Source organism: Micromonospora sp. RP3T, from assembly GCF_003027925.1.
Lineage (GTDB): Bacteria > Actinomycetota > Actinomycetes > Mycobacteriales > Micromonosporaceae > Micromonospora.
The window spans coordinates 227,973-254,811 of record NZ_PYPS01000002.1 but is presented as its reverse complement, the minus strand read 5'-3'; the positions used below and the strand labels follow the sequence as shown (position 1 = coordinate 254,811).

22 protein-coding genes are annotated in these 26,839 nt (G+C 74.0%); 9 read left to right on the top strand and 13 right to left on the bottom strand.

What is annotated here, in order from left to right:
* Positions 1-3: 3 nt before the first annotated feature.
* Entirely contained in the window at positions 4-900 is an 897-nt protein-coding gene (locus C8054_RS02935) for a LysR family transcriptional regulator (protein ID WP_107155111.1), read from the bottom strand.
* A gap of 95 nt (positions 901-995) precedes the next feature.
* On the opposite strand from C8054_RS02935, the gene C8054_RS02930 reads away from it, so the two are divergent.
* A complete protein-coding gene (locus C8054_RS02930) occupies positions 996-2,045 on the top strand; it encodes a trans-acting enoyl reductase family protein (RefSeq protein ID WP_158273792.1) in 1,050 nt (349 codons plus the stop codon).
* Positions 2,042-2,491, top strand: a complete 450-nt coding sequence (locus C8054_RS02925) for an SRPBCC family protein (RefSeq protein ID WP_107155109.1) — start codon at positions 2,042-2,044, stop codon at positions 2,489-2,491. The genes C8054_RS02930 and C8054_RS02925 overlap by 4 nt, the downstream gene beginning before the upstream one ends.
* Positions 2,492-2,506: 15 nt before the next feature.
* Here the strand turns inward: C8054_RS02925 and C8054_RS02920 are convergent, their stop codons facing one another.
* The 3 genes from C8054_RS02920 to C8054_RS02910 are packed head-to-tail and all read right to left on the bottom strand — an operon-like array spanning position 2,507 to position 5,946.
* Positions 2,507-3,160 (bottom strand): nitroreductase family protein, encoded by a 654-nt coding sequence (locus tag C8054_RS02920; protein ID WP_107155108.1) that lies wholly within the window; start codon positions 3,158-3,160, stop codon positions 2,507-2,509.
* A gap of 45 nt (positions 3,161-3,205) precedes the next feature.
* On the bottom strand, positions 3,206-3,913 hold the full coding sequence (locus tag C8054_RS02915) for a VOC family protein (protein ID WP_107155107.1): 708 nt from the start codon (positions 3,911-3,913) through the stop codon (positions 3,206-3,208).
* A gap of 26 nt (positions 3,914-3,939) precedes the next feature.
* Positions 3,940-5,946: a bifunctional diguanylate cyclase/phosphodiesterase gene (locus C8054_RS02910; RefSeq protein ID WP_107155106.1), complete on the bottom strand. Its 2,007-nt coding sequence runs from the start codon at positions 5,944-5,946 to the stop codon at positions 3,940-3,942.
* Positions 5,947-6,127: 181 nt separating this feature from the next.
* Between C8054_RS02910 and C8054_RS02905 the strand changes: the two genes are divergently transcribed.
* Positions 6,128-6,676 (top strand): hypothetical protein, encoded by a 549-nt coding sequence (locus C8054_RS02905; RefSeq protein WP_107155105.1) that lies wholly within the window; start codon positions 6,128-6,130, stop codon positions 6,674-6,676.
* A 105-nt stretch (positions 6,677-6,781) separates the two neighbouring features.
* A complete protein-coding gene (locus C8054_RS02900) occupies positions 6,782-7,105 on the top strand; it encodes a hypothetical protein (protein ID WP_146179839.1) in 324 nt (107 codons plus the stop codon).
* A gap of 89 nt (positions 7,106-7,194) precedes the next feature.
* Here the strand turns inward: C8054_RS02900 and C8054_RS02895 are convergent, their stop codons facing one another.
* Positions 7,195-8,151 (bottom strand): TerC family protein, encoded by a 957-nt coding sequence (locus tag C8054_RS02895; protein ID WP_255562929.1) that lies wholly within the window; start codon positions 8,149-8,151, stop codon positions 7,195-7,197.
* Positions 8,152-8,402: 251 nt separating this feature from the next.
* Between C8054_RS02895 and C8054_RS02890 the strand changes: the two genes are divergently transcribed.
* Entirely contained in the window at positions 8,403-10,571 is a 2,169-nt protein-coding gene (locus C8054_RS02890) for an AfsR/SARP family transcriptional regulator (protein ID WP_107155103.1), read from the top strand.
* 34 nt (positions 10,572-10,605) lie between these two features.
* On the opposite strand, the gene C8054_RS02885 is transcribed toward C8054_RS02890, so the two are convergent.
* Complete coding sequence (locus tag C8054_RS02885; protein WP_107155102.1) at positions 10,606-11,160, bottom strand: murein hydrolase activator EnvC; 555 nt, start codon at positions 11,158-11,160, stop codon at positions 10,606-10,608.
* A 176-nt stretch (positions 11,161-11,336) separates the two neighbouring features.
* Here C8054_RS02885 and C8054_RS02880 point away from each other — a divergent pair, with 176 nt between their 5' ends.
* Positions 11,337-13,226, top strand: a complete 1,890-nt coding sequence (locus tag C8054_RS02880) for a hypothetical protein (RefSeq protein WP_107155101.1) — start codon at positions 11,337-11,339, stop codon at positions 13,224-13,226.
* Positions 13,227-13,239: 13 nt separating this feature from the next.
* The gene (locus C8054_RS02875) at positions 13,240-15,696 is read left to right on the top strand and encodes a type II secretion system protein GspG (RefSeq protein WP_107155100.1); all 2,457 of its coding nucleotides are present in this window, start codon (positions 13,240-13,242) and stop codon (positions 15,694-15,696) included.
* A 16-nt stretch (positions 15,697-15,712) separates the two neighbouring features.
* Here the strand turns inward: C8054_RS02875 and C8054_RS02870 are convergent, their stop codons facing one another.
* The 6 genes from C8054_RS02870 to C8054_RS02845 all read right to left on the bottom strand — a co-directional run bounded on the left by C8054_RS02870 (position 15,713) and on the right by C8054_RS02845 (position 21,468).
* Positions 15,713-16,648 carry a peptidoglycan-binding protein gene (locus C8054_RS02870; RefSeq protein WP_199199505.1) on the bottom strand — a complete coding sequence of 312 codons (936 nt, stop codon included), beginning with the start codon at positions 16,646-16,648 and terminating at the stop codon, positions 15,713-15,715.
* Between the two features lie 443 nt (positions 16,649-17,091).
* Positions 17,092-17,469 carry a UBP-type zinc finger domain-containing protein gene (locus C8054_RS02865; protein WP_233219459.1) on the bottom strand — a complete coding sequence of 126 codons (378 nt, stop codon included), beginning with the start codon at positions 17,467-17,469 and terminating at the stop codon, positions 17,092-17,094.
* An 84-nt stretch (positions 17,470-17,553) separates the two neighbouring features.
* Positions 17,554-17,784 (bottom strand): ferredoxin, encoded by a 231-nt coding sequence (locus C8054_RS02860; protein ID WP_233219458.1) that lies wholly within the window; start codon positions 17,782-17,784, stop codon positions 17,554-17,556.
* Positions 17,781-19,001: a cytochrome P450 gene (locus tag C8054_RS02855; RefSeq protein ID WP_107155099.1), complete on the bottom strand. Its 1,221-nt coding sequence runs from the start codon at positions 18,999-19,001 to the stop codon at positions 17,781-17,783. Before C8054_RS02855 ends, C8054_RS02860 begins: the two co-directional genes overlap by 4 nt.
* 212 nt (positions 19,002-19,213) lie before the next feature.
* A complete protein-coding gene (locus C8054_RS02850; RefSeq protein WP_233219457.1) occupies positions 19,214-20,353 on the bottom strand; it encodes a glycosyl hydrolase 53 family protein in 1,140 nt (379 codons plus the stop codon).
* Positions 20,354-20,364: 11 nt separating this feature from the next.
* Positions 20,365-21,468 carry a cellulose binding domain-containing protein gene (locus C8054_RS02845; RefSeq protein WP_107155098.1) on the bottom strand — a complete coding sequence of 368 codons (1,104 nt, stop codon included), beginning with the start codon at positions 21,466-21,468 and terminating at the stop codon, positions 20,365-20,367.
* Between the two features lie 123 nt (positions 21,469-21,591).
* On the opposite strand from C8054_RS02845, the gene C8054_RS02840 reads away from it, so the two are divergent.
* Complete coding sequence (locus C8054_RS02840; RefSeq protein WP_107155097.1) at positions 21,592-22,578, top strand: TIGR01777 family oxidoreductase; 987 nt, start codon at positions 21,592-21,594, stop codon at positions 22,576-22,578.
* 56 nt (positions 22,579-22,634) lie between these two features.
* The gene (locus C8054_RS02835) at positions 22,635-24,149 is read left to right on the top strand and encodes a cellulose binding domain-containing protein (RefSeq protein ID WP_107155096.1); all 1,515 of its coding nucleotides are present in this window, start codon (positions 22,635-22,637) and stop codon (positions 24,147-24,149) included.
* 77 nt (positions 24,150-24,226) lie between these two features.
* Here C8054_RS02835 and C8054_RS02830 read toward each other — a convergent pair whose 3' ends face one another.
* Positions 24,227-26,656 carry a helix-turn-helix domain-containing protein gene (locus tag C8054_RS02830; RefSeq protein ID WP_107155095.1) on the bottom strand — a complete coding sequence of 810 codons (2,430 nt, stop codon included), beginning with the start codon at positions 26,654-26,656 and terminating at the stop codon, positions 24,227-24,229.
* Between the last annotated feature and the right edge of the window lie 183 nt (positions 26,657-26,839).

Below are 26,839 nucleotides of genomic sequence, written 5' to 3'. Positions count from 1 at the left end.
CGGTCAGTCCGCCGGCCCGCCCCGGGCCCGGCGTGCGGCGGCCCGGAGCGCGTGGTCGATCTCGGGGTGCGCGTCCAGCCGCCAGGCCAGCGCCAGCGTCGCGGGCGGCGCCCCGCGCACCGGGACGTACGCCACGCCCGGCGTGGCCGCGGTGCGGGCCAGCAGGGACGGCACCGGGCAGCAGCCGACGCCGCCGGCCACCGCGCGCAGCAGCCCGGCGACGTCGGCCACGGGCTCCCCGCCGCCGACCGGCGCGTCCGGGGTGAGCCGCCACCCGGCGACGAAGGCGGCGTCGACGTCGTCCGGCAGCGGCACCTGCGGCTCGCCGGCGAGCTCGGCCACTGTCACCTCCGGCCGTCCGGCCAGGTGGTGCCGCGCCGGCACGGCCAGCAGCCGCCGGAACGCGCCGACCGGCTCCAGGTGGAGGTCGCGAACGGCGTCCGGCGTGTACGGCGGCCACAGGTAGCCGGCCTCGGCGGTGCCGTCCCGCAGTCGCCAGACGTGCTCCCGGAACGGCACGCCGGTGAGCGTGACCTGCCAGCCCGGCAGGTCACGCCGCAGCCCGAGGACGGTTTCCGCCTTCAACTCGTCGACGCTGGCGGCCAGCGTGGTGATGAGCAGCCGGCGGCCCGGCGCCGCGTGCGCGGCCCGGCGCGCGTCGCGGCGTGCCTCGGCGGCGAGGTCGAGCAGGGCGCGCGCGTGCGGCAGGAACGCCCGGCCCGCCGCGGTGAGCGCGACCTGCCGTCTGCGCCGGGAGAACAGCTCGACGCCGAGGTCGGCCTCCAGCGCCCGGATCCGCGCCGACAGCGACGGCTGCGCCAGGCCCAGCTCCTCGGCGGCGGCGGTGAAGTTCATCCACTCCGTGGCGGCGACGAAGGCCCGTACCCGCTCCAGGTCCACCGGCCCCACCCTAGCCAGGTCGGATAGGAGAAACCTCTCGACACCGCGCCGGCGTCTCTTGGACACCGGCGGTCCCGGCGGGTCATGGTCGTGGCGTGTCTTTCCTCATCATCTACGGAGCCACCGGTTACGTCGGCCGGCTCGTCGCCCGCCTCGCCGTCGACCGCGGGCTCCGCCCGGTGCTGGCCGGCCGGGACGCGAACCGGCTCGCGGCGCTGGGTCTCGACGCCCCGGTCCGGACCGCCGCGTTGGACCAGCCGCGCGCGCTGGACCGGCTGCTCGCCGACGCCTCGGTGCTGCTGAACGCGGCCGGCCCGTTCGCCCTGACCCAGCAGCCGTTGCTCGACGCCTGCGTCCGGACCGGAACGCCCTACCTCGACCTGTCCGGGGAGGCGGCGGAGTTCCTGACCGTGTGGCGGCGGGACGCCGAACTGACCGCCGCCGGAGTGATGGCGATGCCCGGCGTCGGCTTCGGTGTGGTGCCGACGGACGCGGTGGCCGTGCACCTCGCCCGGCGGCTGCCGACCGCCCGCCGGCTGGAGCTGTCGTTCGCCACCGTCGGCCGGGTGTCGCGCGGCACGCTCGACACGCTGACCGGGGGCATGGCGGACGCCGGGGTGCAGCGACGCGACGGGCGGCTGGTACCGACGCGCGCCGCCGTCGAGCACCGGTGGATCGGCGACGGCGCGACGCGTACCCGGGTGGTCACCAACCCCTGGCGCGCGGACGTCGTCTCCGCCGCGCGGTCCACCGGTGTCGCGGACGTCGCGACGTTCTTCGCCGCGCCCGCGCCGATCCGCCTGGCGCTACGCGCCGCCCCGGCCGCGCCGTGGCTGGTCACGTCGCCGGCCGCGCGGCGCGTGCGGGCCGCGCTGCTGGCCCGGCTGCCGGACGGGCCCACCCCGGCGCAGCTCGACGCCGGTCGCACGCTGGTGCACGGGCTGGTCCGCGACGACGCGGGCACGGTGGCCGAGGCGGTGCTGACCGGCCCGGACGCCTACCGGTACAGCGCCCACACCGCGGTCGAGTTGCTGGCCCGCACGGCGGCGGGTGACGCGCCGGCGGGCTACCGCACCCCGGCCGAGGTGCACGGCCCGCGGATCGCGTTGACCACACCCGGTACGACGCTGCGGGACCTGCGGTGACCGCCCCCGGATGGCCGCCCGGCCGGGATCCGGCACGTTCCCCCGTGCACACCCGCAACGAGGCGTTCGTGCCGCTGCCCCCGCAGGCGGTGTGGGAGCGGCTGGTCGACGCCACCGCCTGGCCGTCGTGGTACCCGAACGCGCGGCGCGTCGTGCTGACCGGCGCGCCGGTCCTCGGCCCCGGCGTCGAGTTCCGCTGGACGACGTTGCGGGTCCGGGTCCGGTGCGTGGTCGACCGCTGGGAGCCGTACCGGTTGCTGGGCTGGACCGGACGGGCGGTCGGCTCGTCCGGACATCACCGCTGGATTCTCACCCCGGTGCCGGGCGGGACCCGGGTGGTCACCGAGGAGACGCAGACCGGGTTGCTGCCGCACCTGGCCGCTCCGGTGCTGACCCGCTCCCTGCTGCGCTGGCACCAGCGCTGGCTGGACGGCATCGCGGGCTGACTCCGGCGCGCGAGCTCACCAGCGGTCGACGTGCAGCACCTCGTCGAGTGGCTGCCGCTTCGCCGGCCGGAACGTCTCGCCGGTGTAGTAGGCGGTGGGGATCAGGGCGGCCTGCCGGACCTCGGCCGGCAGGCCCAGCAGCTCGGCCACCTCCGCCTCGTAAGCCAGGTGCAGCGTGGTCCAGGCGGTGCCGAGTCCGCGGGCGCGCGCCGCCAGCATGTAGCTCCACGCGGCCGGCAGCAGCGACCCCCACAGCCCGGCCTGGTTGCCGGCCGCCAGCTCGCCGCCGCCGGAGAGCCGCAGGCACGGGATGAGCAGCACCGGCACCTGGCCCATCCGGTCGCCGAGCCACGCCACGCTCTCCCCCACCCGGCGCTGCACCGCGGCGCGCTCGGGCTCGTCGACGAACAACCGCGCCGCCGACCCTTCCGACGCCAGGTAGCTCTCGACCGCGCGGCGGTAGAACCCGCCGATCGCGGCCCGCACGGCCGGGTCGGTGACGACCACCCAGTGCCAGCCCTGCCGGTTGGAGCCGGAGGGCGCCTGTAGGGCGATCTCCAGGCACTCCCGGACGAGGTCCATCGGCACCGGACGGGTCAGGTCCAGGCGCTTACGCACGGTTCGGGTGGTGGTGAGCAGGTCGTCGGGGGTCAGTGGCAACGTCGGCATCCCGCCAGCGTGGCATGCAGTCGGGCCGGTCGTCCCGACGGGTGGTCAGCCGCCGGCGGCGACCGGCCGGATCACGGTGAGCACCGCACCCGCCGGGTCGGCGAGGGCGCACACCCGACCGGTCATGACGTCGCTCGCCGGCACCAGCACCCGGCCACCCGACCGGACGGCCCGCGCGGCGGTGTCGTCCGGATCGGTCACCGCCACGTAGACCATCCAGCCGGTCGGAAGCAGGTTCCGCAACGGCGGCGGCATCCGCAGCCGGCCGGCGGCCGGACCAGTCGGACCGGCGAGCAGGGCGTACGAGTCGTCCGGGGCGCCCGGCGGCACCGTGGCCCGCAGGCCCAGCGCGTCGGCGAGGAACCGGTCGGCCGACTCCGTGTCCCCGGTCATGTACTCGTACCAGCAGGGCTGGCCCACCCCGGAGGCCGCCGCCGGCGCGCCGGCCCGCAGGCGGAAGGCCGCGCCGAGCGGATCGCGCACCTCGTCGCCGGTGACCCGGGCTCCGGCCCGCTCGGCGGCCGCCCGGACGCCGGCCGGATCGGCCGCGCCGAAGACCGTCCACCACCGGGCCCCGCCGTCGCCGCGGCGCAGCTCGGCGGCGACCACCCCACCGGCGTACGCGGAGCCGCCGTGCGCGGTGGTGGTGAACGTCCAGCCGAACAGGTCACCGTAGAAGTCACGCGCCGCGTCGAGGTCGTCGGTGACGAGTTCGGCGCCGATGGGCGAAGCCGGGGCGAGGGGTGGGGTCACGGGGTCCTCCGGGTGCGGTCGGTCGGTCAGGGCTCGGGCGGCCGGACGACGGTCGGCACGACGACGGTGTCCTGCCAGGCGTGGGCGGTCCGACGCAACAGGTCGTCCAGGGGCGCGGGACGGCCCAGATGGTAGCCCTGCCCGGCGTCGACGCCGAGCGAACGCAGCGCCGGCACCAGGGGCGCGTGCTCGACCGACTCGGCGACGGTCCGCATGCCCAGGCCGTGCGCGGCGCGGACGACGGCGTCGATGAGGACCGGGTCCGCGCCACCGCGGTCCGCCTGCCGGACGAAGTCCCCGGCGATCTTCACGGTGTCGAAGGGCAGGTGTTTGAGATAGGCGAACGACCCGAAGCCGGCCCCGAAGTCGTCGAGGCTCAGCCGGCAGCCCGCGGCGCGCAGCGCGTCGGCGAGGTGGCGGACCGCGGCCACGTTGGTGATCGCCGCGGTCTCGGTGACCTCCAGTCCCAGCCGGTCGGCCTCGATGCCGGCGGCGCGCAGGGTCCGCACCACCCAGTCGCCGAACCCCGGTGACTCCAGCGAGCGGGCCGAGATGTTGATGTCCAGCCGGAGGCGGGCCCGGGTGGGACCCGGCGCGGCCAGGGCCGCCGTCGCCGTGGCCACCACCCAGCGGTCCAGGTCACCGATGAGGTCGTCGCGTTCCACGGTGGGCAGGAACTGCGCGGGCGACAGGGCCGGCTGCGCCCCGTCGCGCAGTCGGATGAGCAGCTCGTGGCTGATCACCCGGCCGGTCGACAGGTCGACGATCGGCTGCGCGTCCAGACTCATCCGGTTCTCGTCGAGCGCCCGGCGCACCCGGGTCGTCACGCTGATCCGGCGCACCGCGTGCCGGTACTGCTCGGGCAGGTAGAGCCGGGCCCGGTTGCGGCCGGCGCCCTTCGCCTCGTAGAGGGCCAGGTCGGCGTGCGCCAGGAGGGTGTCGCGGGTGTCGCCGGGCTGCCGGGCGGCGGCGCCGATGCTGAGGGTGACCCGCAGCCCGGCGCCGGCGGTCGGCACCGGGGCACGCACCACGGCGTCGCACATCGCCTCGGCGAACACCACGGCGCCCGCCGCGTCCGCCCCGGGCAGGACGACGGCGAACTCGTCCCCGCCGAGCCGGCCCAGCACGGTGCCGGGCGGCAACTCGTGCGCCAGCAGCCGGGCCAGCGCGCGCAGGACCTCGTCGCCCACCGCGTGCCCGTGCACGTCGTTGATGTCCTTGAAGTTGTCGATGTCGACGAGCAGCAACGCGCCGGTGCCCTGGTCGTCGGCGAGCAGCTCGTCGATGCGGGCCAGCAGGGCACGCCGGTTCGGCAGGTCGGTCAACGGGTCGCGCTCGGCGAGCCGGGTCAGCTCGTCCTGGACCCGGCGCATGTCGGTGATGTCGTGGGCGGTGCCGAGCACCCGCGTCGGTGCGCCGGCGTCGTCGGTGAAGACCTCGCCGTAGCACTCGAACACGCGCAGACTCACGCCGTCGGCGAGGAACATCCGGTGCGTGTACGAGAAGGGTTCGGCGGTGCGCAGCGCCGTGTCGAGCGTGCTCTCGATCATCGCCACGTCGTCGGGGTGCAGCATCCGGCGGTACGACCCGTAGTCGAGGGTGGTGCCGGGTGGCAGGCCGAACATCTGCAGCAGCACGTCGCTCCAGACGACCGCGTTGCCCCGCACGTCCCACTCCCAGGTGCCGACCTTGGCGAGCTGTTCGATGTGCGCCAGCCGCCACCGGTAGTTGCGTCCCCGCTCGCGCTCCTCGCGTTCGGCGCTGACGTCACGCACCTCGACCAGCCGCAGCCGCTGGCCGGCGTGCTCCATGCCGTGGCACCGCATCTGGAACCACCGCAGGGTGCCGTCCGCGGCGGGGACGGGGAGGTCGGTCATGCTCTCGCCGGGTGCCAGGCCGGCCAGCGGCAGCTCGTCCAGGCCCGGTCCCAACCGGTGACCGGCCAGGTTGCGCCACAGTGGCCGGCCGTCGGAGGCGAGGACCACCAGGGCCGTGGTGATGGTGTCGGCTGCGATCACCGACAGAGCGCTCACTCGGGATCACCCACTTTCTGCACCCACCGGGAGCCCGGTACGCGACGAGCGACTGAAGGTCATCGTGCCGCGACGCGGAGTCTATCGACGCACCCGGCCGGTCCGCCCGTCGAGCACCCCCTCCGGTAGCCGCATGACCCTGTAATCGTGTAATCATGTAATCACGAGCAAAGGAGTCGTCATGTCCCCTCGCCACACCCCACCCCACGCCCGACCCGAATCCACCGCCGACGCCACCGGCTGGATCACCGGCGTGACCCCGGACGGATGGTTCTCCGAGCCACCGCAGGTCGTGATCGACCGCGACGAGATCACCATCTGGGGCCGCCTGCCCGAACCCCAGCTCGCCGCCGACGCCACCGACGCCGACCGCGCCGCCGCCCAGGCCGGGCGGATACTGCGGTTCCGGGAGGACACCCGCGACGACCGCATCCGCGTCGCCCGCCAGGTCGAGCACCGCTACCAGCGCAAGGTGAGCTGGGGGGTGCGCTGCGGGGCGACCGAGCAGTTGTTCTCCCACCTCGCCGCGCCGGTGATGACCCGGCTCCGCCAACCGGAGCGGCAGATCCTCGACACCCTGGTGGACGCCGGCGTCGCCCGCTCCCGCTCGGAGGCGCTGGCCTGGTGCGTCCGGCTCGTCGGCCGGCACACCGACGACTGGCTGACCCAGCTACGACAGGCCATGACCACTGTCGACGACCTGCGCCGCCAGGGCCCCGACGGCGTCTGACCGGCGCGGTCAGTTCGTCGGCGGGCGGCGCGACGCCGTCCGGCGACAAGACTTACATCGATGTAAAGTAGCCGGTGATCCCCGTCCGTTCGAGAAGGGAGAACCATGACCAGGACCCGAAGGGCCGCCTCGGCGGCGGCCGCGGTGGCACTCGCCGCCGCGGGCGTGGTGTCCGCGGCCGGGCCGGCTCAGGCGGCGAACATCCAGTACTTCTCCGGCTACTCCACCGCCGTGATCGGTGGCGGCCCCGGGAACACCATCGAGGACGCCCTGGCCCGGGCCCAGGCCAACGCCGAGGCGAGCATGCACGCCTACGAGCAGCAGTTCGGCAAGACCTGTGGTGTCACCTACCGCGACGGCAACTGGCAGAGCGGCGGCGGGTACGGCGTGATCCTGGCCGACTACCAGATCACCGCCGACTGCGCCTGATCCACCGCGTGCCGGGCGGATTCCGGGTCACCCCGGTGACCGCCCGGCACGGGCGGCGCCCGCGTCGTGGCGGGCGCCGCCGTGGCGTCTCAGCGGGCGGCGGGGGTGCGCGGTCCGTCGCCGGCCGACTGCCGGCCACGGGTGGCCACGAGGCTCCAGCCGATGGAGACGGCGAGCGTGCCGACGATGACGCCGAGGGTCAGCGGGATGGGCAGCTTGCCGACCGGGGTCTCGGAGAGGACCAGCTTCACCCCGGCGAACGCGAGCAGGAACGCCAGGCCGTAGTGCAGGTGCACGAACCGCCGCAGCAGGCCGGCGAGGCAGAAGTAGAGGCTGCGCAGGCCGAGCACCGCGAAGGCGTTCGCGGTCCAGACGATGAACGTGCTGGTGGTGATCGCCAGGATCGCGGCGACGGAGTCGATCGCGAAGATCAGGTCGGTGGCCTCGACCGCGACGAGGACGACGAACAGCAGCGTCGCGACCCGCCGGCCGTCGACCCGGGCGAAGAACCGGTCGCCGTTGTAGCGGGCGTCGGTGGGGACGACCCGGCGGACGAGACGGACGACGAGGTTGCGGTCGGGGTTCATCTCGGCGTCGTGCCGGAACGCCATCTTCCAGCCGGTCCAGACGAGGAACAGGCCGAACACGTACGCGGTCCAGAAGAACGTCTCGAGCAGTTCCGCGCCGACGAAGATGAACACCAGCCGGAACAGCAACGCGCCGATGACGCCCCAGAAGAGCACCTTGTGCTGGTACGCGGCCGGCACGGCGAAGTAGGTGAAGACCAGGGCGAAGACGAAGACGTTGTCCACCGACAGCGCCTTCTCGATCAGGTACCCGGCGTAGTAGGCGCCGGCGGCCTCGTCGCCCTGCCACAGCCACAGCACCACGCCGAACGCCAGCCCGGCGGCGATCCAGACGGCCGACCAGATCGCGGCCTCGCGGAAGCCGATGACGTGGTTGTCACGGTGCAGGAACAGATCGACCGCGAGCATCGCGGCGATCACCAGGCTCAGGGCCAACCAGGCCCACAGGGGTACGGACACGGCGGGCGCTCCCTCCGACCGGGCCGGCGGGTTGCCGGCGAACGGGTCGAAGGTCTCCCCTGGCCGCCCGGCGGGTGCGGACGGCTCGCGTGGCCGGAGCCCGTGGGCGGGCTCGTCCTGACGGCCGACGCGTCCGGTGCGGGATGGGTACTCCCCCTCGAATTACGATCCATTATTCGGTAATCTGAGTTCGCATGTCAAGGGTCGGGACCGGTCCCGGCGACGCCTAGACTTGACGTCGAGGTGCATCGATGGACAAGGGCCCTGGGCGGCTGGCGTGGGACCGGCCCGACCCGAATCCGACGACCGGGCGCGACGAGCCCGGGCGACGTCCTCCGCTGTGGTGCGGGGTCCTGGGCCCGCCGCACGTACGGGTCGCCGGGACCGACGTGCTCGGGCCGGGCCCGCGACAGCGGGCGCTCGTGGCCGCGCTGGCGCTGCGGTACGCGGCCGGCGTGCCCCTGTCCGCGCTCTCGGCCCGGGTGTGGCCCGAGCGGCACGACGTGGACCGCGGCGCGATCCGCGTCCTCGTGCACCGGGTCCGGCAGCGGCTTCGGACCGCCGATCCCGACGCCGACGCCGGTCTGCGCCGCACCGCCGACGGCTACCGGTGGGACCTCGGCCCGGGGAGCAGCGATCTCGCCGACCTCCGTCAGCTCCGGGACCAGGCCCGCCGCGCCGAGGCGAGCGGGAACCTGGCCCGGGCCGTGGACCTGCTCGACCGCGCGGCGGCGCTGGTGCGCGGTGCGCCGTGCCAGGGCGTCTGGTCGGATCCGGGCCGGTGGCCCGAACTCGTGGCGGTCGGCGAGGAGGTGCGGGGACTGCGGCGGATGTCGTTCGACGTGCGCCTGCGGCTCGGCGACCACCGGACGGTCCTGCCCGACCTGGCCGCCCTCGCCGCGCAGGAACCCACCGCCGAGTGGGTGCACGACCTGCACCTGCGCGCGCTGTCGCTCGCCGGCCGGTACGACGAGGCCGTCGCCGCCCATCGGGCCTTCCGGCGGCGGCTGCGCGACGACCTCGGGGTGGAGCCGAGCGCCGCGCTGGTGCGGACGTACCGCCGGATCCTCGACCACGGCGAGCCGCCGGGAGGCTCGCCGCCGGCGCGCGAGGTGATCCGGGCCGGCGCGGACGACCGGTCGCCGCCGCCGGGGAGCCGGGCCGCGCTGCGGGCGTTGACCGAGGCCGGCGCCTACATCGCCGACCGGGGCGACTACCGGCGGGCGGCGCACTGCCTCACCGCCACCCTGCGGCTCGGCGGGGACCCGGCCGCCCGCGCCGAGGCGTTGCTGCGGCTCGGCGAGGTCCGCTACCACCAGACCGGCGCGGGGCTCGACGAACTGGCCCGCGCGGCGACGCTGTTCCGCCGGGAGAACCGGCGGCACCAGGCCGCCGAGGCGCTGTCCTGGCAGGCCCGGGTGCTCTGGCTCCGACCCGGGGACGGCGACTCCGCCCTGCGGCGGGTGGCGGAGGCCGTCGACCTGATCGACGACCGCGCGCCCGACCCGGCCGGCACGGCGGCCCTGGTCAACATCTGCGGGATCCTGGCGGTCAGCGACCGGGGCCGGCCGGCGCGGCGAGCGGGACTGCTCGGGCTGGCTTGGGCCCGGCAGATGTCCCTGACGCCGCTGGACCTGCGGGCCCGCGCCAACCTGGCGCTCGTCGACCTGGCCGCCGGACACGCCGACGTGGCCGCCGAACTCGCCCGCCTCACGCAGGCGTACCGGGACCGGCTCGGCTGGGTGCCGCCGACGCTCTGGGTCGCGCTGGCCGACGCGGAGGACCGGCGGGCGCGGCTCGGTCCGGCGGCCGGCTACCGGGAACTGGCCGTGGGGAGCATCCGCGGGCAGGACGCGACCGCCGACGTGCCCTGGCTGGTCGCCGAACGGGTGCGGGAGGCGTTCCAGCGCGGCCGGTGGACCGCGGCGCGCGGCGCGGGCGTCCGCTACCTGCGCGGCGAGCACCGCCACCACCGGATGGCCTCCGAGGTGCACGTCGTCCTGTCGCGCCTGGCCCTGCACCAGGGCGACCTGCCGGCCGCCGACCGACACTCCGGCGCGGCGGAACGCCTGGCGCGGCGCGACGGCGGGGCAGCGCTGCTCGGCCCCGCGCTGGTGCAGCGGCTGCGGGTGCGGATCGCCCTGGGCCGGCCGCGTGCCCGCATCACCGCCACGGCCGAGGAGTTGCTGGACCGGGTGCGTGGCGCGGCGCTCACCAGCAGCTTCGGCGTCGACCTGCCGTTGGCGTTGCGCGAGGCGGGCCTCGACGGGCGCGTCCTCGCCCGGCACGCGCCCGTCGATTCCCCGTGGCGGCAGGCGGCGGAGGCGGTGCTGGCCGGTGACATGGCACGCGCCCGGCGGACCTACCTCGCGGTGGGCAGCCGGGGCGACGCCCGACAGGCGACGGCGGCGGGCGGGTGACCCACCCGCCCGCCGCCGCCGGGACGGTCACCGGTCAGTTCAGGCCGGCGAAGTCGAACGGGATCGAGTTGCCCCGGGTCACGCTCTGGCCACAGGTGCCGGCCGAGTTCCAGACCTGCGGCGAGTCGTAGCGCAGCATCTCGAAGTGCAGGTGCGTGCCGCCGATGCCGGGCGGCGAGACCCCGCCGGTGTAACCCATGTAGCCGATGCCGTCACCACGGTTGAAGTACTCCCCCACCCGCATCCGGGAGACGTAACCGTCGAGGTGGCCGTAGAGGGTGCTCCAACCGTTTGTGTGCGTGATGATGACGAAGTTCCCGTAGCCGCCGGCGTCCCAGCCGATGTAGCTCACCGACCCGGCGTAGGCGGCCGAGATCACCGACCGGTAGTTGCCGGCGATGTCGTAGCCGTCGTGGTTGTCGTAGCCGGGGCACCGGTCGTCCACCTTGCTGGTGATCACGCCGGTCGCCGGCCACTTGACCGCGCCGTAGGCCGCCAGGGCCGGTGCCGGCGCGGCGCCCGCACCGAGGCCGAGGCCGCCGGCCACCAGGGCGGCGATCATGAGTACGCGGAGAAATGTCCGTCGCATGGAGAAGGTCCTGTCGTAGACGGTGGGAGTCCGAAGCGCGCGCCGCTGGACCAGGACAGTAACGACAGGACCGTTTCATCCCCGTTACACCGGCCGCGACCTGCGCCGGATACCGGTCAGCGACGCACATCGGACAGTCGGCGGCGCGCGGCGGTCGCCGTTCCTACCGTGGGCGCATGACCACCACGACGGCCGGCGGGTGCTACCGGGTCGGCGAGTTGCTGGACGCGGCCAAGGACCGGGGCCAGCTCAACGGCACACAGATCTTCGGGCTGGACGTCGCCGAGAAGGTGATCTTCGAGCACTACGTGGTGGTCACCAACCAGGCCGCCTTCGCGCAGGCGTTACTTGACGAACGGGACTGGCCCGACAGCGGCCGCAAGCGCCCCTACTGCGAGATGCTGGCCCGGCGCAACCCGCACGTGACGGTCGAGCAACTGATGGCCGAGCGGATGCAGTGGCCGGACATCGTCACCCACGACGGCGTCTCCGCCCCGCCGATCGTGGCGCTGGTCAACTCGCTCCTGCTGCACCCGGGCCGGCCCGGCGCGACGCGCCCCGCGCTCGCCCGCGGCCGGCACGAGTTCTACGAGATCAAGCCGGACTCCGAGACCGGGCTGAGCCGTGGCGTGGAGAAGCTGACGAACATCGTCGCGGTCTACCGGAAGTTCCGGCTGCCCTACCGGCCCGGCGCCCACTACCCGCCGTACGACCGTCCGATGCGGATCCCGCTGCCGGTCAACCGGGCGTTCGTCGCGCTGTGCGGCACGTTGCTGGCCCGGCACGGCATCACTGCGATCCGGCTGGCGCTCCAGGTGCGCCGGGAACGCCCGGGGTTGCTGCTCTACAAGATCTGCGTGGAGATGGACTCGGCGGACCGGCGCGCGCTGCGGACCCTGACCACCGCCCTGGCCAAGCACATCCTCGCCGTCTACGTGTACTGCCTGGCCCCGCACCGGTTCAAGGACCTCCGGGAGGAGTTGGGCGACACCTCGTACGAGGGCGACGCGGTGCCGCGCATCAGGTGCGCGTTCGACGTGATCGAACCGCTGCGGCCGTTCACCGCCCGCATCGACGAGGCGATGTTCCAGCGCGGGCTGGCGCTGCCCGGCGAGCAGTGGCTGCTGGTCTGCGACGAGACGGCGTACCGGCAGTTGGTGCCGCTGCCCGGCCCGACCGTGGACCGGCTGTGGGAGCAGTTCCGCCGGCAGGCCGAGACCTGGGCGGAGCTGCTGGGCGGCCGGCGGGGCGTGACGCTGCTGCGCCAGGAGGTGCTGGTGCGGATCGAGGAGATGGCCCGGCTGGCCAACGGCGCCGTGCCGGGGCTGAAGGAGTTCGCCGACAGGGTGCTGCGCTGGATCAGCGAGCACCCTTACCTGACGGTGGCGCTGGTGGTGGTGCCGGTGGTGGTGACCGGCGGCCTGGCGGTGGCGATCGAGGCGGGCCTGCTGGCCGGCGGCGCGCTGGCCGCCGCCGAACTGAGCGGTGGGGAACTCGTCGGCGCGAACATGATCGGCGGGCTGGGCCGGACCGCGCTCCCCCAGGTGGTCGTCGAGGCCGGGTCGGGCGCCCAGGTGGCCGCGGCGACCGCCAGCCGGGGCGTGGTGACCACGTTCCAGGAGGTCGCGCTGGCGCAGGTCGGTGGCGCGGGCGCCGCCGCCAACACGACGAGCAACGTGGTGCCGCTGCTGACCACCGCGATGCGGGCCGCCGCGCCGGTGGCCCGGAACGCCGCGATGGCGGCCGGCGGCATCGCCGTGCTGACGTTCTCCACCCAGGCGTACGCGGCCCCGTCCGCCCCGCCCACCGCCGCCGGGGCGGACCAGCCGCAGCCGCGGACGGAGGTGACCGCGCCGGACCCGAAGCGGCTGATCGCCGAGGTCTCCTCCGGGGTGTACCTGGTCCGGGCGCTGGCCGCGCACCGCGGGCCGCGGGACCCGGTACCGGGCGAACTGATCAACATCCACGACTACGGGCAGACCCGCGACGCCGGGGACCTGTCCACGTTTCCCGAACGTCCGGCTCCGCTGAAGGTCCGCTACCTGGGCCGGGTCTCCGTCCGCTGATCGAGAGGGTCCGATGGAACTCACCAACAGCAAGCGGGTGCTGCTGAAGGCCAGCTACGTGCAGACCGAGCTGTCCGACCAGGACCGCTCCCGCGTCCGGTCGGTCAGCGGCCGGGCGCTGGAGAAGGTCAACTTCGTCCGGGACCTGGCCCTGGGCGAGGCGGAACTGCGCACGTTGCGGCACGCGCTGCCCGAGGACCAGCACCTGCTCGACCTGGCGCAGGCGCTCACCGACCGCCCGGCCGAGCACCTGCTGACCGCCGGACGGATGGCGGCCCTGGACGACGCGACCTTCGTGCGGCTGGGGCAGGCGGTCGCCGGACTGCGGGCCACCCCGGCGACCACGTACGCGGTGGCCGCGTTCCAGCAGCGACTGCGCATCGCGCCGGTCGGGCGACTGCACCTCGAACGCATCGAGATGTGCCCGGCCGGCACCGAGCGGGGCGAGCTGGTCTTCACGGTCCCGATGACGCCGATGGAGACCGTGACCGTCTCGCACAAGGAATGGTCGATCGCCAAGGACGAGTACGAGCAGATCGTCTCCGACTACTTCGAGAGCTACAGCGAGCGCGGCGTGGTCGACAAGACCGACGCGTCGATCTCGACCGAGAACGAGTCGCGGCACACCAGCGCGTTCAACTTCGGTTCCAGCGTGAGCGGCGGGTACGGGCCGGTGACCGCGTCGGTGAGCGTCGGGCTGTCCACCTCGTCGGAGGACCGCGCCGCGGTGCGGGAGAGCGTGTCGAACGTCCGCGAGGTCACGCAGAAGGCGTCGGCGCGGGCCCGGCAGGAGCACAAGGTGTCGGTGAAACTGGAGTCGACGCGCGGCAGCGAGGACGCGTCCTTCCGGACCATCACCAACCCGCACGCCGACCGGGCGCTGCGGGTGGACTACTTCCGGATGATGCGCAGGTGGCGGGTGGACCTGTTCCGCTACGGGCTGCGGCTGACGTTCGACGTCGCGGTGCCGAACCCGGGTGCCCGGCTGTGGGCGCGGCACCGGGAACTGGCCGATCTGGACGTACGGATCCGAACGCCGTTCACCTTCGCCCTGTCCGTCGACGACATCACCGACACCGGTTGGGTGGCGCTGGCCAAGGAGTACGGGGTGGGGCTGGAACCGCCGCCGGCCGAAACCGTCAAGCTCCCGTACGCCCACCGCTTCGACGCGGGCAAGGACGTGGACGGCCCGATCGAGTTCACCGCGCCGGCCGGGTACGCGATGGACAGCGAGTTCCAGGGCGTCATCGAGTGGTGGGGCCCGAGCGGGACCCCGTTGATGCTCTGGCCGACCGCGGAGACGACGCTCCAGGTGCAGCAGCCCACCCCCGGCACGGGCGTCGCCCGGGTGACCGGCAGGGGTATCGCCGGCGGTGACAAGCTCATGATCACGTTCATGCGGACGGCCGAGTACACGATGCAGTTCTCGCTGGTCGCCGTCGCCCGGCGTACGGACCGGACGTTCCGGGACTGGAAGCAGCGGGTGTGGACCGTGCTGCGTGACACCGCCCTGGCCCGGTACCAGACGCAGCAGGCGCTGCTCCAGGACAAGCGCGACCGGCTGTGGATGCTGCTGTCCGGCAAGGACACCCTGACGCTGCGGCGGCTGGAGCGCGACGAGCTGATGCGTGGCGTGCTGACCTGGCTGATCGGGCCGGAGTTCGAGACCGCGCCGAGCGAGGTCGGCAGCATCGTCAAGCTGGCCATGGACCGCGACGCGGACGCCGTCGACACCCCCGACGACCGACCGCAGCCCGACCGGCGGCTCACCGCGGCCCAGTGGGGCACCGTGTCCGGGTTCGGGGACCTGGTGAAGTTCGTCCACCACGCCGTCGAGTGGGAGAACCTGCTGTACTTCCTCTACCCGTACTTCTGGGGCAGCGACGACCTGGCCCGGGAGAAGCTGCTGTTCGAGCACGCCGACCCGGGCCACCGTGACTTCCTGCGCGCCGGGTACGCGCGGGTGGTGGTGCCGATCCGGCCGGGCTTCGAGGAACGGTTCACCCACCTGCTCGACACCGGCAGCCCGACCGGGACGTCGCCCTACCTGACGATCGCGCAGGAGGTGGCCGCGTTCGCGCACACCAACTACGCCGGGATTCCGCCGGCCAACCCGGAGCAGCACGCCCGTCCGCTGCTCTATCCGCAGCAGCGCACCACGTGGGACACCATGCAGGTGGTGCTCGACGCGCTGGACCTGCACCGGCAGACCACCGGCAGCTATCCGGCGCAGCTCGCCGACCTGCCCGGCGGCCCGTACCTCGACGCCTGGGGGCGCGAGCTGGTGTACCGGCTGCCGGGCAGTGGCAACGACTTCGACCTGATCTCCTACGGCGCGGACGGCGAGCCGGGCGGCGAGGGCGTCGACGCGGACATCTCCGCCGCGGCGGGCGCCTCGCTCATGGCGACCTGGTTCGACTACACGCCGACCAGCGGCATCGACGTCGACGTCGTCTCGATCCCGCTCTGACCGGCACGCCCGGTGGTCAGTAGAAACATCCGGTGGCGGGCAGCGCGGAGGGCGCCGGGACGGCGGCGCCGTCGTAGACGGCCAGCAGGAGCTGCTGCGGGCAGCGGTTGGCGCCGTTCACCCGGATCTCCAGGTGCAGGTGCGGCCCGGTCACGTTGCCGGTGGCCCCGGTGTAGCCGACGACCTGCCCGGCGCTGACCCGCGCCCCGGCCGCGACCACGCGGGACGACAGGTGGCAGTAGAGGTAGTAGGCGCCGTCGTCGGCGGTGAGGCCGATGCCGTTGCCGCAGCTGCCGCCCGCGTAGCCGACCGTGCCGCCGGTGATCGCGTACGTGGTCACGCCGGTCACGGTGGGCAGGTCGATCGCCGGGTAGTCGTGGTGCGGATCGTCGTACTCCGACCGGGGCAGGACCGACCGGTCGATGATCGGCGCGTAGAGGCCCCCGCCACCGCCCCCGCCGAGCAGCCACTGCCAGGTCGTCGCGCCGACGGTGGTGCCGCCGGTGAGCCCGCGTCCGGTCTTGAAGGCGGTCACCGCGTCGGTGGTGCCGGCGCCCCAGGCCCCGTCGACCGTCAACCCGTACCCGTACTTGTTCAACGCGGTCTGCAGCGCGCGTACCGCGTTGTTGTTCGCGCCGGGGTCCAGCGTCACGACGAGCCGCGACCAGGTCAGGGCGCCGACGACGCCGTCGGCGGTGAGGCCGTTGGCGGACTGGAACGCCTGCGTCGCCGCGGTCGTGCCGGCGCTGAAGGCACCGTCCACGGTCAGCGTCTGGCCGTGGTGCCGGAGCAGGAACTGGGCCGAGGCGACGTTGGCGCCGGACATGCCGGCGCCGAGGGTCGGCCAGGCCGGTGTGGCGGCCTGCGCGGCGGCCGGACCGACCAGGACGGCGGTCACGGCGAGCACCACCACGGCCAGTCGGCCGGTGAGGCGTCGGAGGGAAGTCGGCATCGGCGCTCCTCATCCAGGAGGTGACCGGCCGGTTCGCTGGCCCGGCCCGTCCGGTCCGGGACGGTCGCCGGACCCGGTGCCAGTATCACGACGACGATAAATATTTACAAGGGTTGAGAAAGTGTAAAAGGTTTTCGCCGGCGAGGACCGCGCGCCGCCCCACGGACCACCGGGTGGGTCCTACCCGAGCCGCATCCGCCCGGCGGCGCGGTCGGCCGCGTCGGGCCCGGCGAGTTGGCGCAGCAGCAGCAGACCGTCGATGAGGGCGATGGCCGCCTCGGCCTCCGCCCGTCGGTCGGCGACGCCACTCCCGACGCTCGCCGGGTGACCGGGCCGGCCGATTCCCGTCCTCCATCCCGCCCGGTGCCGCCGGGCCGGCGCCGCAGCCGGAGTGAGCCGGCGCCCCGGCTACGCCGGCACCGCACCCCGCAGCGCCGGCCGGGTCAGTGCAGCCGGGTCTTCCAGTCGCTCGGCACCCGGCCCTCGGGACCCGGAGCCGGCTGGTCGAGCGGACGGGCGTGCGGCTCGGCCAGCTTCGGCCCGTCGGCGTGGAACTGGTCGCGGGAGTAGTCCCAGAACCACGACTCGCCGGGCTCGAAGCTCTGGACGACCGGGTGGCCGGTGGTGGCCGCGTGCGCGGTCGCGTGCTGGGCGGGCGACGAGTCGCAGCAGCCGACGTGGCCGCAGGCCGCGCAGCGGCGCAGGTGGAACCACCACCCGCCGGTGGACTCGCACTCGACGCAGCCCGGCCCGCTCGGGGGCTGGGCCGGGTCGATCGCCACGGTCTCGGCCGGTGACGCCGGCTCGGGCTGGTCGTCCACGATGTGTTCCTTCCGATGTCCGTCGGCACTGCGCCCGCGTTCCCGGCCCGCAGGTGATCCAGGGTACCGACGCCCGGGGCGGCCTCAGACGACCCGGATCGCCCCGGCCGGGCAGAGGTCGGCGGCGCGGCGCACCAGCTCGGCGTTCCCTACCGGCGGGGCGGCGGCCAGCAGCAGCACCAGCCCGTCCGCGTCGTCCTGGGTGAACACCTCCGGCGCGGTGAGCACGCAGTTCCCCGAGCCGCAACAGGCGTCCCGGTCCACCTCCACCCGCACCGTCCGCTTCTCACCGACGGGGCGGTCGGCGGCGGTCACCAGGTCACCGGCAGGGCGTCGAGACCGAAGACGACCGAGTTGTCCCGGGTGGTCAACTCCTCGGGGGCGGCCGTCACCCGCAGGTCGGGAAACCGGCGGGCCAACGCCGCCAGCGCGATACGCAGCTCGGCGCGGGCCAGCGGCTGCCCGATGCACTGGTGCACCCCGAACCCGAAGGCCACCTGCTGGTGCGCCTGCCGGTACGGGTCGAACCGGTCCGGGTCGTCGAAGACCTCCTCGTCCCGGTTGGCCAGGGCGATCAGGACGATCACGCCCTCGCCGGCCCGGATCGCCCGACCGCCGATCTCGACGTCCTCGGTGGCCACCCGGAACAACCCGGTCCGCACGATGCTCAGGTAGCGCAGCAACTCCTCCACCAGATCCGCCGTGCGGTCGGGGTCGTCCCGCAGGATCGCGTACCGGCCGGGTTCCCGGGTCAGCAGCAGGACACTCAGCCCGATCATGTTGGCGGTGGTCTCGTGACCGGCGATGAGCAGCAACAGCGCCATCCCGACCAGTTCGCCCACGTCGAGTTCCCCCGGCTCGACCCGTTCCCGGATCAGCCGGCCGAGCAGGTCGTCCGACCCGTCGGGCCGGGCCCGCTTGGCGTCGATCAGCGCCCGGAGGTAGGCGCGCAGCTCCCCGACGTCGTGCTGGATCCGTTCCGGCGGCATCCCGCGGTCGAGCAGGGTGCGGCTGCGGGTCTGGAAGAAGTCGTGGTCGGCATAGGGGACGCCGAGCAGATGGCAGATCACCATGGACGGCAGCGGCAGGGCGAACGTCGACACCAGGTCGGCCGGGGGGCCGGCGGCGGCCAGAGCGTCGAGCGACTCCTCGACCGTACGGTCGATCAGCGGCTCGATCCGACGAACGTTCTTGATCATGAATTCGGCGGTGAGCATCCTCCGCAGCCGGGCGTGCTCGGCGCCGTCCATCTGGAGGAACCCGCCCTTGTTGTCCTCGGCCAGGCGGGGCGGCAGCGGGCGCAGCAACGGGAAGCCGGGACGGTTGACGTCGGAGCTGAAGGCGGGGTGCCGCAGCAGCCGGCGGACGTCGGCATGCCGGGTGACCAGCCAGGCCGCCGCCCCGGTGGGCAGGCGCACCCGCCTCACCGGGCCGACGTAACGCTGACGTTCCGCCTCGTCCAGCGGGGCGAACGGACCTCGGGTGGGGTTGACCGGCGGCCAGAGCGGCAGTTCCGCTTCCACGGCACTCATCACATGGACCACCTCCGACAACAGCGTTGAGTAGTCACATCGGTGCGCTACGTTACCCATCGGTGAAGGTCGACACAATCCCCCACGGTCGGGACCCGGCGCGGGGTCAGCGTGCGCTCCGTACCGGGCCGTGGGCGGGGCCGAGCAGCGCGCGGATGCTCGGGCGCACGTCCCGGCGGTGCGGCTCCGGCGCCGGTCACCGGCACGGCAGGTCAGGGCGTCCAGCGTACGCCCGGGTTCACCCGCCCGGACCAGTCGAAGACGGCCATGTTGTCCCACTGGTTGCCGGTGCCGTTGATGTCGGCCGGGTCCCAGCCGTTGCCGCGCACGGCGTACCAGGTCGGCTCCCAGTAGAAGACTCCGATGGCGCCGGCGTTGCGCGCGGTGTTCTGCACCCAGTCGAACTCCTGGGCCTGCCCGGCCCAGGTGGCGGCGATGCCGTCACAGGTCGCGTCGCCGACGGCGTTCGGCTCGCCGTCCGCGTCGTCGCGGGTGAAGGGGTACGCGGTCTCCACGATCACCACCGGCTTGCCGTAGCGACCGCGCAGGTCGACGATGTTCCGGTAGAGGTTCGCCAGCGTGCCGTGCCACATGCAGTAGTACGACAGGGCGGTGACGTCCCACTGCACGCCCTGGGCGCGGATGCCGTCGTAGAACCAGCGGGCGTTGGCGTTGCTGTCGGCGTCCGCGGTGTGGATCATCACCGGGATGTCGCCGCCACACGCCTTGGTCGCCTGGTAGCCCTGCTTCAGCAGGCCGGCCAGCGGCGCGAAGTCGTTGTTGACGACCTTCCCCTCGTTCCACAGCATCCCGACGTTGATCTCGTTGCCGATCTGCACGCTGTCCGGCGGGGTGCCCTGCGCCCGGAGGCTGGCGCAGACGTCGTAGGTGAAGGCGTACACGTCGGTCCGCAACTGGCTCAGGCTGTGGCCGGCCCAGGCGGCCGGCTTGTACTGCTTGCCGGGGTCGGCCCAGGTGTCGGAGTAGTGGAAGTCGATGAGCACCTTCAGGCCCTTCGCCCGGGCGGCGCTCGCCTGGGTCAGCACCCGGCTCTTGTTGTTGTAGCCGCTGGCCGGGTTGTTCCAGACGCGTAGCCGGACGTAGTTGACGCCGACGGACCTCAGGATGTCCAGGGGGTCGCGGGCGACACCGGCGGCGTCGTAGTACCTCGCGCCCAGGTCCAGGCTGCGCTGCAACGAGGAGACGTCGGCGCCCCGCATGCTGAGCGTGTTCGCGGCGGTGGCCGGCGCGGGCGGGCCGCCGAGCGTGGCGGTGACGGCGAGGACGCCGGCCGCGACGGCCGCGGCCAGGGCCCGGGGGCGGCGGTGGGGTACGGCGGCACGGTTGCGCACTGCCCGGCCCCTCACGCGCCGACGGCGCAGGGGGCGCCGTTCAGCGAGAAGCCGGTCGGCGCCGCGTCGCTGGCACCCCACCGGCCCTGAAGGCCGAAGGTCGCGGAGCCGTCCGGCGCGAGCGTCCGGTTCCAGTCGACGTTGCGGGCGGTCACGGCGGCGCCGGTCTGCCCGAGGGTGGCGTTCCATCCCGAGGTGACCTGCTGGTCTCCGGGGAAGGTGAAGGTGACGGTCCAGCCGTCGATCGGCGCTGCCCCGGTGTTCCGGACCGTCACGGTGGCCACGAATCCGCCCGGCCACTCGGACTCGTTCCGGTAGCTCACCCGACAGGTCGACGACGGCGGGGTGGGCGGGGTGTCCGCCGTGGGCAGGGTGACGGTATTGGACGCGATCGACACGTTGCCCACCGCGTCCCGGGCCCGCACGTAGTACAGGTTGCGCAGCGGCGTCGACGAGGGCAGCGCCGCCGTGTAGGTCGTGCCCGCCACGGTGGCGACGCGCGTCGAGCTGAACCAGCCGTCGAAGCGGTAGACGTCGTATCCGAGCACGCCGACGTCGTCGGTCGACGGCGACCAGGACAGTGCGGCGGTCGTGCCGGTCACCTCGCCGACGGTCAGGTTCCGGGGGGCGCTCGGCGGCGTGGTGTCCGGGCCGGTGTCCGTCACCGGGGTGACCACGGTGACCGTGTCCGACGAGCCGGAGCGGTGTCCGAGGCTGTCCCGGGCGGCCACCCGGAACGAGTACTGACGGCCCGGCTGGATGTAGCCGGTGATCGTGGTGGTGGTGACGTCACCGACGCCGGCGCTGTAGAGGACGTCGTCGAACGGCTGGTAGTACGTGATGTCGTAGCCGGCGACGGGGCAGCAGCCGGGCGCGGCGGCGGTCCAGGTGAGGGTGACCGAGCGGGTCGTCACCTCGCTGGCGGTCAGGTTCGTGGGCGGGCTCGGCGGGAAGGGCGTGGTGCTCGGCGTGCTGGGCGCCGCGGCCGGATCCGGGGAACCGATCGCCGGTGTGGTGCCCACCGTGGTGCCGAGTACCGCGACCACAGGCACGAGGACGGCCAGCAGAACCGACCGTGGCCGGCGGAACAGCGCGGACGAGCAGACGCCTGTCATACCTCGACGATGCCCGCAGACATCGATGATCGCCAACATGTCCCACACCTCGGTCGATCTTGACCACCCGACCGCCCGGGGATAAGTTGAACACGTTCAAACAAGCTCGGGCGAGGAGGGGCCATGAAGGTCGTCATTCCTGGCGGCACCGGGCAGATCGGCGCCGTCCTGGATCGGGCGTTTACCGCCGACGGCCACGACGTGGTGCTGCTGACCCGCTCGCCGGCAGGGCCACGTCAGGTCCGGTGGGACGGTGCCACGCTCGGCGACTGGGCCGAGCGGATCGACGGCAGCGACGTGGTCGTCAACCTGGCGGGGCGCAGTGTGAGCTGCCGGTACACCGCCGCGAACCTCGACGCCATGATGCGCTCCCGGGTGGAGTCCACCCGGGTGGTCGGCGAGGCCATCGGCCGGGCGGCCCGACCGCCCCGGGTGTGGTTGCAGATGAGCACCGCGACGATCTACGCGCACCGCCTCGACGCCGCCAACGACGAACACACCGGCCTGATCGGCGGCGACGAACCCGGCGTACCCGGCTACTGGGCGTACAGCGTCCAGATCGCGCGGAACTGGGAGGCGGCACAGGACCAGGCGGCGACCCCGTACACGCGCAAGGTCGCACTCCGGTCGGCCATGGTGATGAGTCCCGACCGTGGCGGCGTGTTCGACGTGCTGAGCTGGCTGGCGCGGCTCGGCCTCGGCGGACCGGTCGCCGGCGGCCGGCAGTACGTCTCCTGGATCCACGACCGGGACCTCGTCCGCGCCGTCCGCTTCCTGATCGCCCGCGACGACCTCGCCGGGGCGGTGAACCTGGCCGCGCCGCACCCGCTGCCGCAGCGGGAGTTCATGCGCGCGCTCCGGTCGGCCTGGCGGATGCCGGTCGGCCTGCCCGCCACCGGATGGATGGCGGAGCTCGGCGCGTTCGCGCTCCGGTCGGACACCGAGCTGCTGCTGAAGAGCCGGCGGGTCACCCCGGGACGACTCACCGACGCCGGATTCACGTTCACCCACCCCCACTGGCCGGCCGCCGCCCGGGAGCTGGCACGACGGCGTCGCCGGGGGCAGGGCGAGGCGACGGCCGACGGCACCGGCCGTTCCCCGGCAGGTTGACTCCTGCCGGACGTCCTGCCTGTCCTCCCACATCGGACGTTGCTTGACTCGGCGTCATGACACACATTCGGAAAGCGATCGCCCGTACGGTGGTCGCCGGAGCGGTGATCGGCGCGACGGCGCTCACCGGACCCCTCGCCGGACACGCGGCGTCCGACCGGCCGGAGTCGGCCGGGACCCCCAGGACAATCCTCGACGTCATCCCGGCCCGGACCGTGGACCGGATGGTCGCCCAGGCCCCGCTCGTCGACGCCGCCAACGTCATCCGCACCGCTGTGGAGCGCACGCCGGCCCGCGGCTACGCCGGCATCGGCCTGGTCGACGACCACGTCACCCTGTGGTGGAAGGGCGCGCCACCCGCCGACGTCACGGCCGCCGTCACCGCCGCCCGCCGCACCGCGCCGGTCCAGGTGGCCGGCGCCACCTGGTCCCGCGCCGACCTGCGCGAGGCCGCCGCCCGACTCACCCCGGTGGTGGAGGCCGGCCCGGCGGGCGCCGGCCGCTCGGTGCGACTGCGCACCGACGGCAGCGGCATCGAGATCGCCGTCGACCGCACCCCGGGCGCCGCGCTGCCGAAGCTGCCGGCCACCGGCGTCCGGACCAGCGTGGTCACCCGCGACCGGATGGTGCACCGGTCGCGGGCCAACGACGCCGCGCCGTTCGACGGCGGCGCGGGCATCGGGTTCACCACCCCCGGGTGCACCGCCGGCTTCGGCGTCCGCAACGCGGACACCAACGCCGGCTACGTCCTCACCGCCGAGCACTGCGGCGCCGTCGGCTCGCCCTGGCACGTCGGCTGGAACACGTCCACCGGCACCGGCACGCTCGTCGGCTACGCGGTCGACAGCAACGACGACCACGACACGATGATCATTTCGACGTCCGCCCCCGGGGACCACATCTACGTCGGCGGCCAGCACGACGAGGTTCGGGCCCGGGTGGCCGGCTGGACCGAGGTCTTCCCCGGCCAACTGCTGTGCCAGTCCGGGTACACCTCCGCCGGCGCACTCGGCGGCCCGGTCTGCGACCTGCGGGTGGAATTCCACTACGACGACATCGAGGACCTCGTCGAGGCCACCCAGCTCGACGGCGACGAGGCGGCCCGGGGCGGCGACAGCGGCGGTCCGGTCTACGCCGTCAACGCCGACGGCACCGTGCTCGCCGCCGGCACCACCACCCGCTCGGCGGGCCCGGGCTTCGGCTTCCAGGACTTCGCCACCGCCCGCGACGACTACGGCAACCTCGTGCCGGCGACGGCGAGCGCCAGCACCTGCCGCGTCTCCTTCGTCGTCACCAACTCGTGGAGCACCGGATACGCCGCCAGCGTCACCGTCTACAACGACGGCCCGGCCGTCAACGGCTGGTCGCTGGGCTGGACCTTCCCCGGCGGCCAGGTCGTCCAGGGCCACTGGAACGGCGTCTTCCAGCAGACCGGCCCGGCGGTGACCGTCACCAACGAGGGGCACAACGCCGCCATCCCGACCGGGGGCGCGGTGAACGTCGGCTTCACCGCCGACGGCTCCCCCGCCGTGCCGGCGCCGTTCACGCTCAACGGCACCACCTGCAACTGACCTCGCCCACCGACCCGGGCCCCGCCGCACCGTCGGCGGGGCCCGGCCGTCGTGCCGGCCCGGCCCCGCCGGTCCGCTCAGGCCGGCCGGTTCCGCCGCACCAGCCCCTGGGCCAGCTCCCGGCGCAGCGTGGCGCGCAGCGCCCGCACCTCGGGGGCGTCCAGTTCGCCGCACCTGTCGAGCGCCCGCCGACGCAGCCGACCGGCGTCGTCGCCCAGGTCCGGGCTCGCGTCGGCCAGGGCCGCGAGCGCGTGCAGCGTCTGCGCCTCCCACCACGGGCAGGACAGCGCGGCGTACAGGGCCAGCGCCGCCCGCAGCGCGTCGGCCGCCGCCTTCGCCCCGCCCAACGCCCGAAGCGCGAGTCCGTACCGGTGCACGGCGTTGGCCTCGCTGAACGTCGCGCCGCACCGCTGGAACACCCGGCGGGCACGGTCGTACTGGTCGGCGGCGTCCCGCCACCGACCCATCCCGGCCAGGTCCGCGCCCAGGCTCATCATCGCGCCGGCCCGGGCCACCGCCGCGCCGGTACGGCTGAGACCGTTGCCCCGACCGTAGAACGCCAGCACCTCGCGGTGCACCCCGGCCGCCTCAGCGAACCGGCCGAGCGCGGCCAGCGCGGCGCCCTGCACGCTCGCCGCGCTGTACTCGCCGAGCGCGTACCCGATCTCGCGGAACAGGCCGACGGCCCGGCGGCTGTGGTCGATGGCCGGCCCGCCGTGCCCGGTCCGGACCTGGATCGCGGCGAGGTAGGTGAGCGCCCACGCCTCCTCGCGGCGGTCGCCGATCCGCCGGGCCAGGTCCAGTGCCCGGCCGAAGGCGGCCAGCCCGTCGGCGTTGCGGTCCCGGCAGAAGTACCGGGCCCATCCCAGGAAGTTCAGGAGCACGGCCTCGTCGTGCGGACTGCCGGCGGCCTGGGCCGCGGCCAGGCCCAGCGAGAAGATCTCGTCCCAGGAGTGCCGGTGGCTGTTGGCGTCGGAATACCAGTGCAGCGCCCGGGCGACCGCGACCACGTCGGCGTGCCGACCGCGCCGGGACGCGTCGCGCAGCGCCGCCAGCCAGTTGCCGGACTCCCGGTCCAGCCAGTACGCCGCCGCCCGGTCGTCGTCGAACTCCGAGTCGGCCCGGCAGGCGACCGGTTCGAACATCGCACCGGCCTGCCGGGTGCGCCACAGCAGCCAGTCGACCATCCGGTCGTGCGCCCTGGTCCGGGAGCCCCGGTGCTCCTCGGCGTCGAGGCGCTCGGAGGCGTAGAGCCGAACCAGGTCGTGGAACTGGTAGCGGTCCCCCACGGTCAGGAGCACCCCGGCCTCGACCAGCTCCTCCAGCGCCGCCGACGCGGTCTCCTCGTCGGTGCCGGCCACGGCGGCGACCAGTTCAGCGGCGAAGTCGGCGCCGGGAATCAGCGAGGCGCGTCGGAACACCCGTGCGGTCATCGGGTCCAGTTGCCGGTAGGAGACCTCGAACGCGGACCGGACGTCCAGGTCACCGGCGGTCAGCACGGTCAGCCGCCGACGCTGGTCGTGGAGCAGGTCGACGAGCCGGCCGACCGTCCACTCCGGTCGGCTGGCGAGGCGGTTGCCGGCGATCCGGAGGGCCAGCGGCAGCCGGCCGCAGAGCTTGACGAGTTGATCCGCGGCGGCCGGCTCGGCGGCGATCCGGTCGGCGCCGACGATCGCCGTGAGCAGCAGTCGACCGGCTGCCGGCGAGAGCAGGTCGAGCGGCTGCCGGACCGCGCCGGCCAAACCGGTCAGCGGACGCCGGCAGGTGACCAGCACGAGGCACCGGTGCCCGGCCGGCAGCAGCGGACGCACCTGGGCCTCGTCCGCGGCATCATCCAGGACCAGCAGCAGCGGCCGGTCCCGCGAAAGGGTGCGGAACAGCCCACCCCGTTCGGCCGGCGACACCGGTACCCGGCTGTCCGGTACTCCGAGCGACCGCAGCAACCCGGCCAGCGCCTCGGCCGGGTCGACCGGTCCGGCCGGTGGGCCGCCCCGCAGGTCGACGAAGAGCTGCCCACCGGCGAAGGCCGGACCGAGTCGTTGACCGGCCGCGACGGCGAGGCTGGTCTTGCCGATCCCCGGCGGGCCGTGCACCACCACCACCGAGGCGGTGTCCGGCCGCCCGGCGGCGACGTCGGCGGCCCGCGTCGCGAGCCGGTCCAGGATCTCCGCGCGGCCGGCCAGATCCGGCAGGGGCGCCGGAAGTTCCCCGGGCACGGCCACCGCCGGGTGGTCGTCCGGCCCGACCGGACGGGCGGACGACTGCCGCTCGGCCCTGGCCAGGGCGACGAAGCGGTCGCGGTCCGCCCCGGCCAGCCGCAGCGCGTCGGCGAGCAGCACCACAGTGCGCCGTTGCGGGTTGCGGACCCGACCACGTTCCATCTCGCGGATGCCACGGACGCTGGAGCCGGCCGCCTCGGCCAACTCCTCCTGGGTCAGCCCCCGCTCCCGACGGAACGCCCTGAGCACCGGTCCGAACCGGTCACGCTGCACCTGACTGGTCGGCATGTTCCCCCCACCATCCGACGCCCCACAGTGACGTAACGCGCATCGATGATCCCACGACAGTGACGCTCCGCAGGGCTCTGTGGACGGACTGTGATCAGTGCCATGTCAGGCGGCGCACCACCCGTAGCGCGTCCTAGGAACCTGGTTCACCTGCTGGCCGCTCGGCCGCAGAGCGTCGATCGG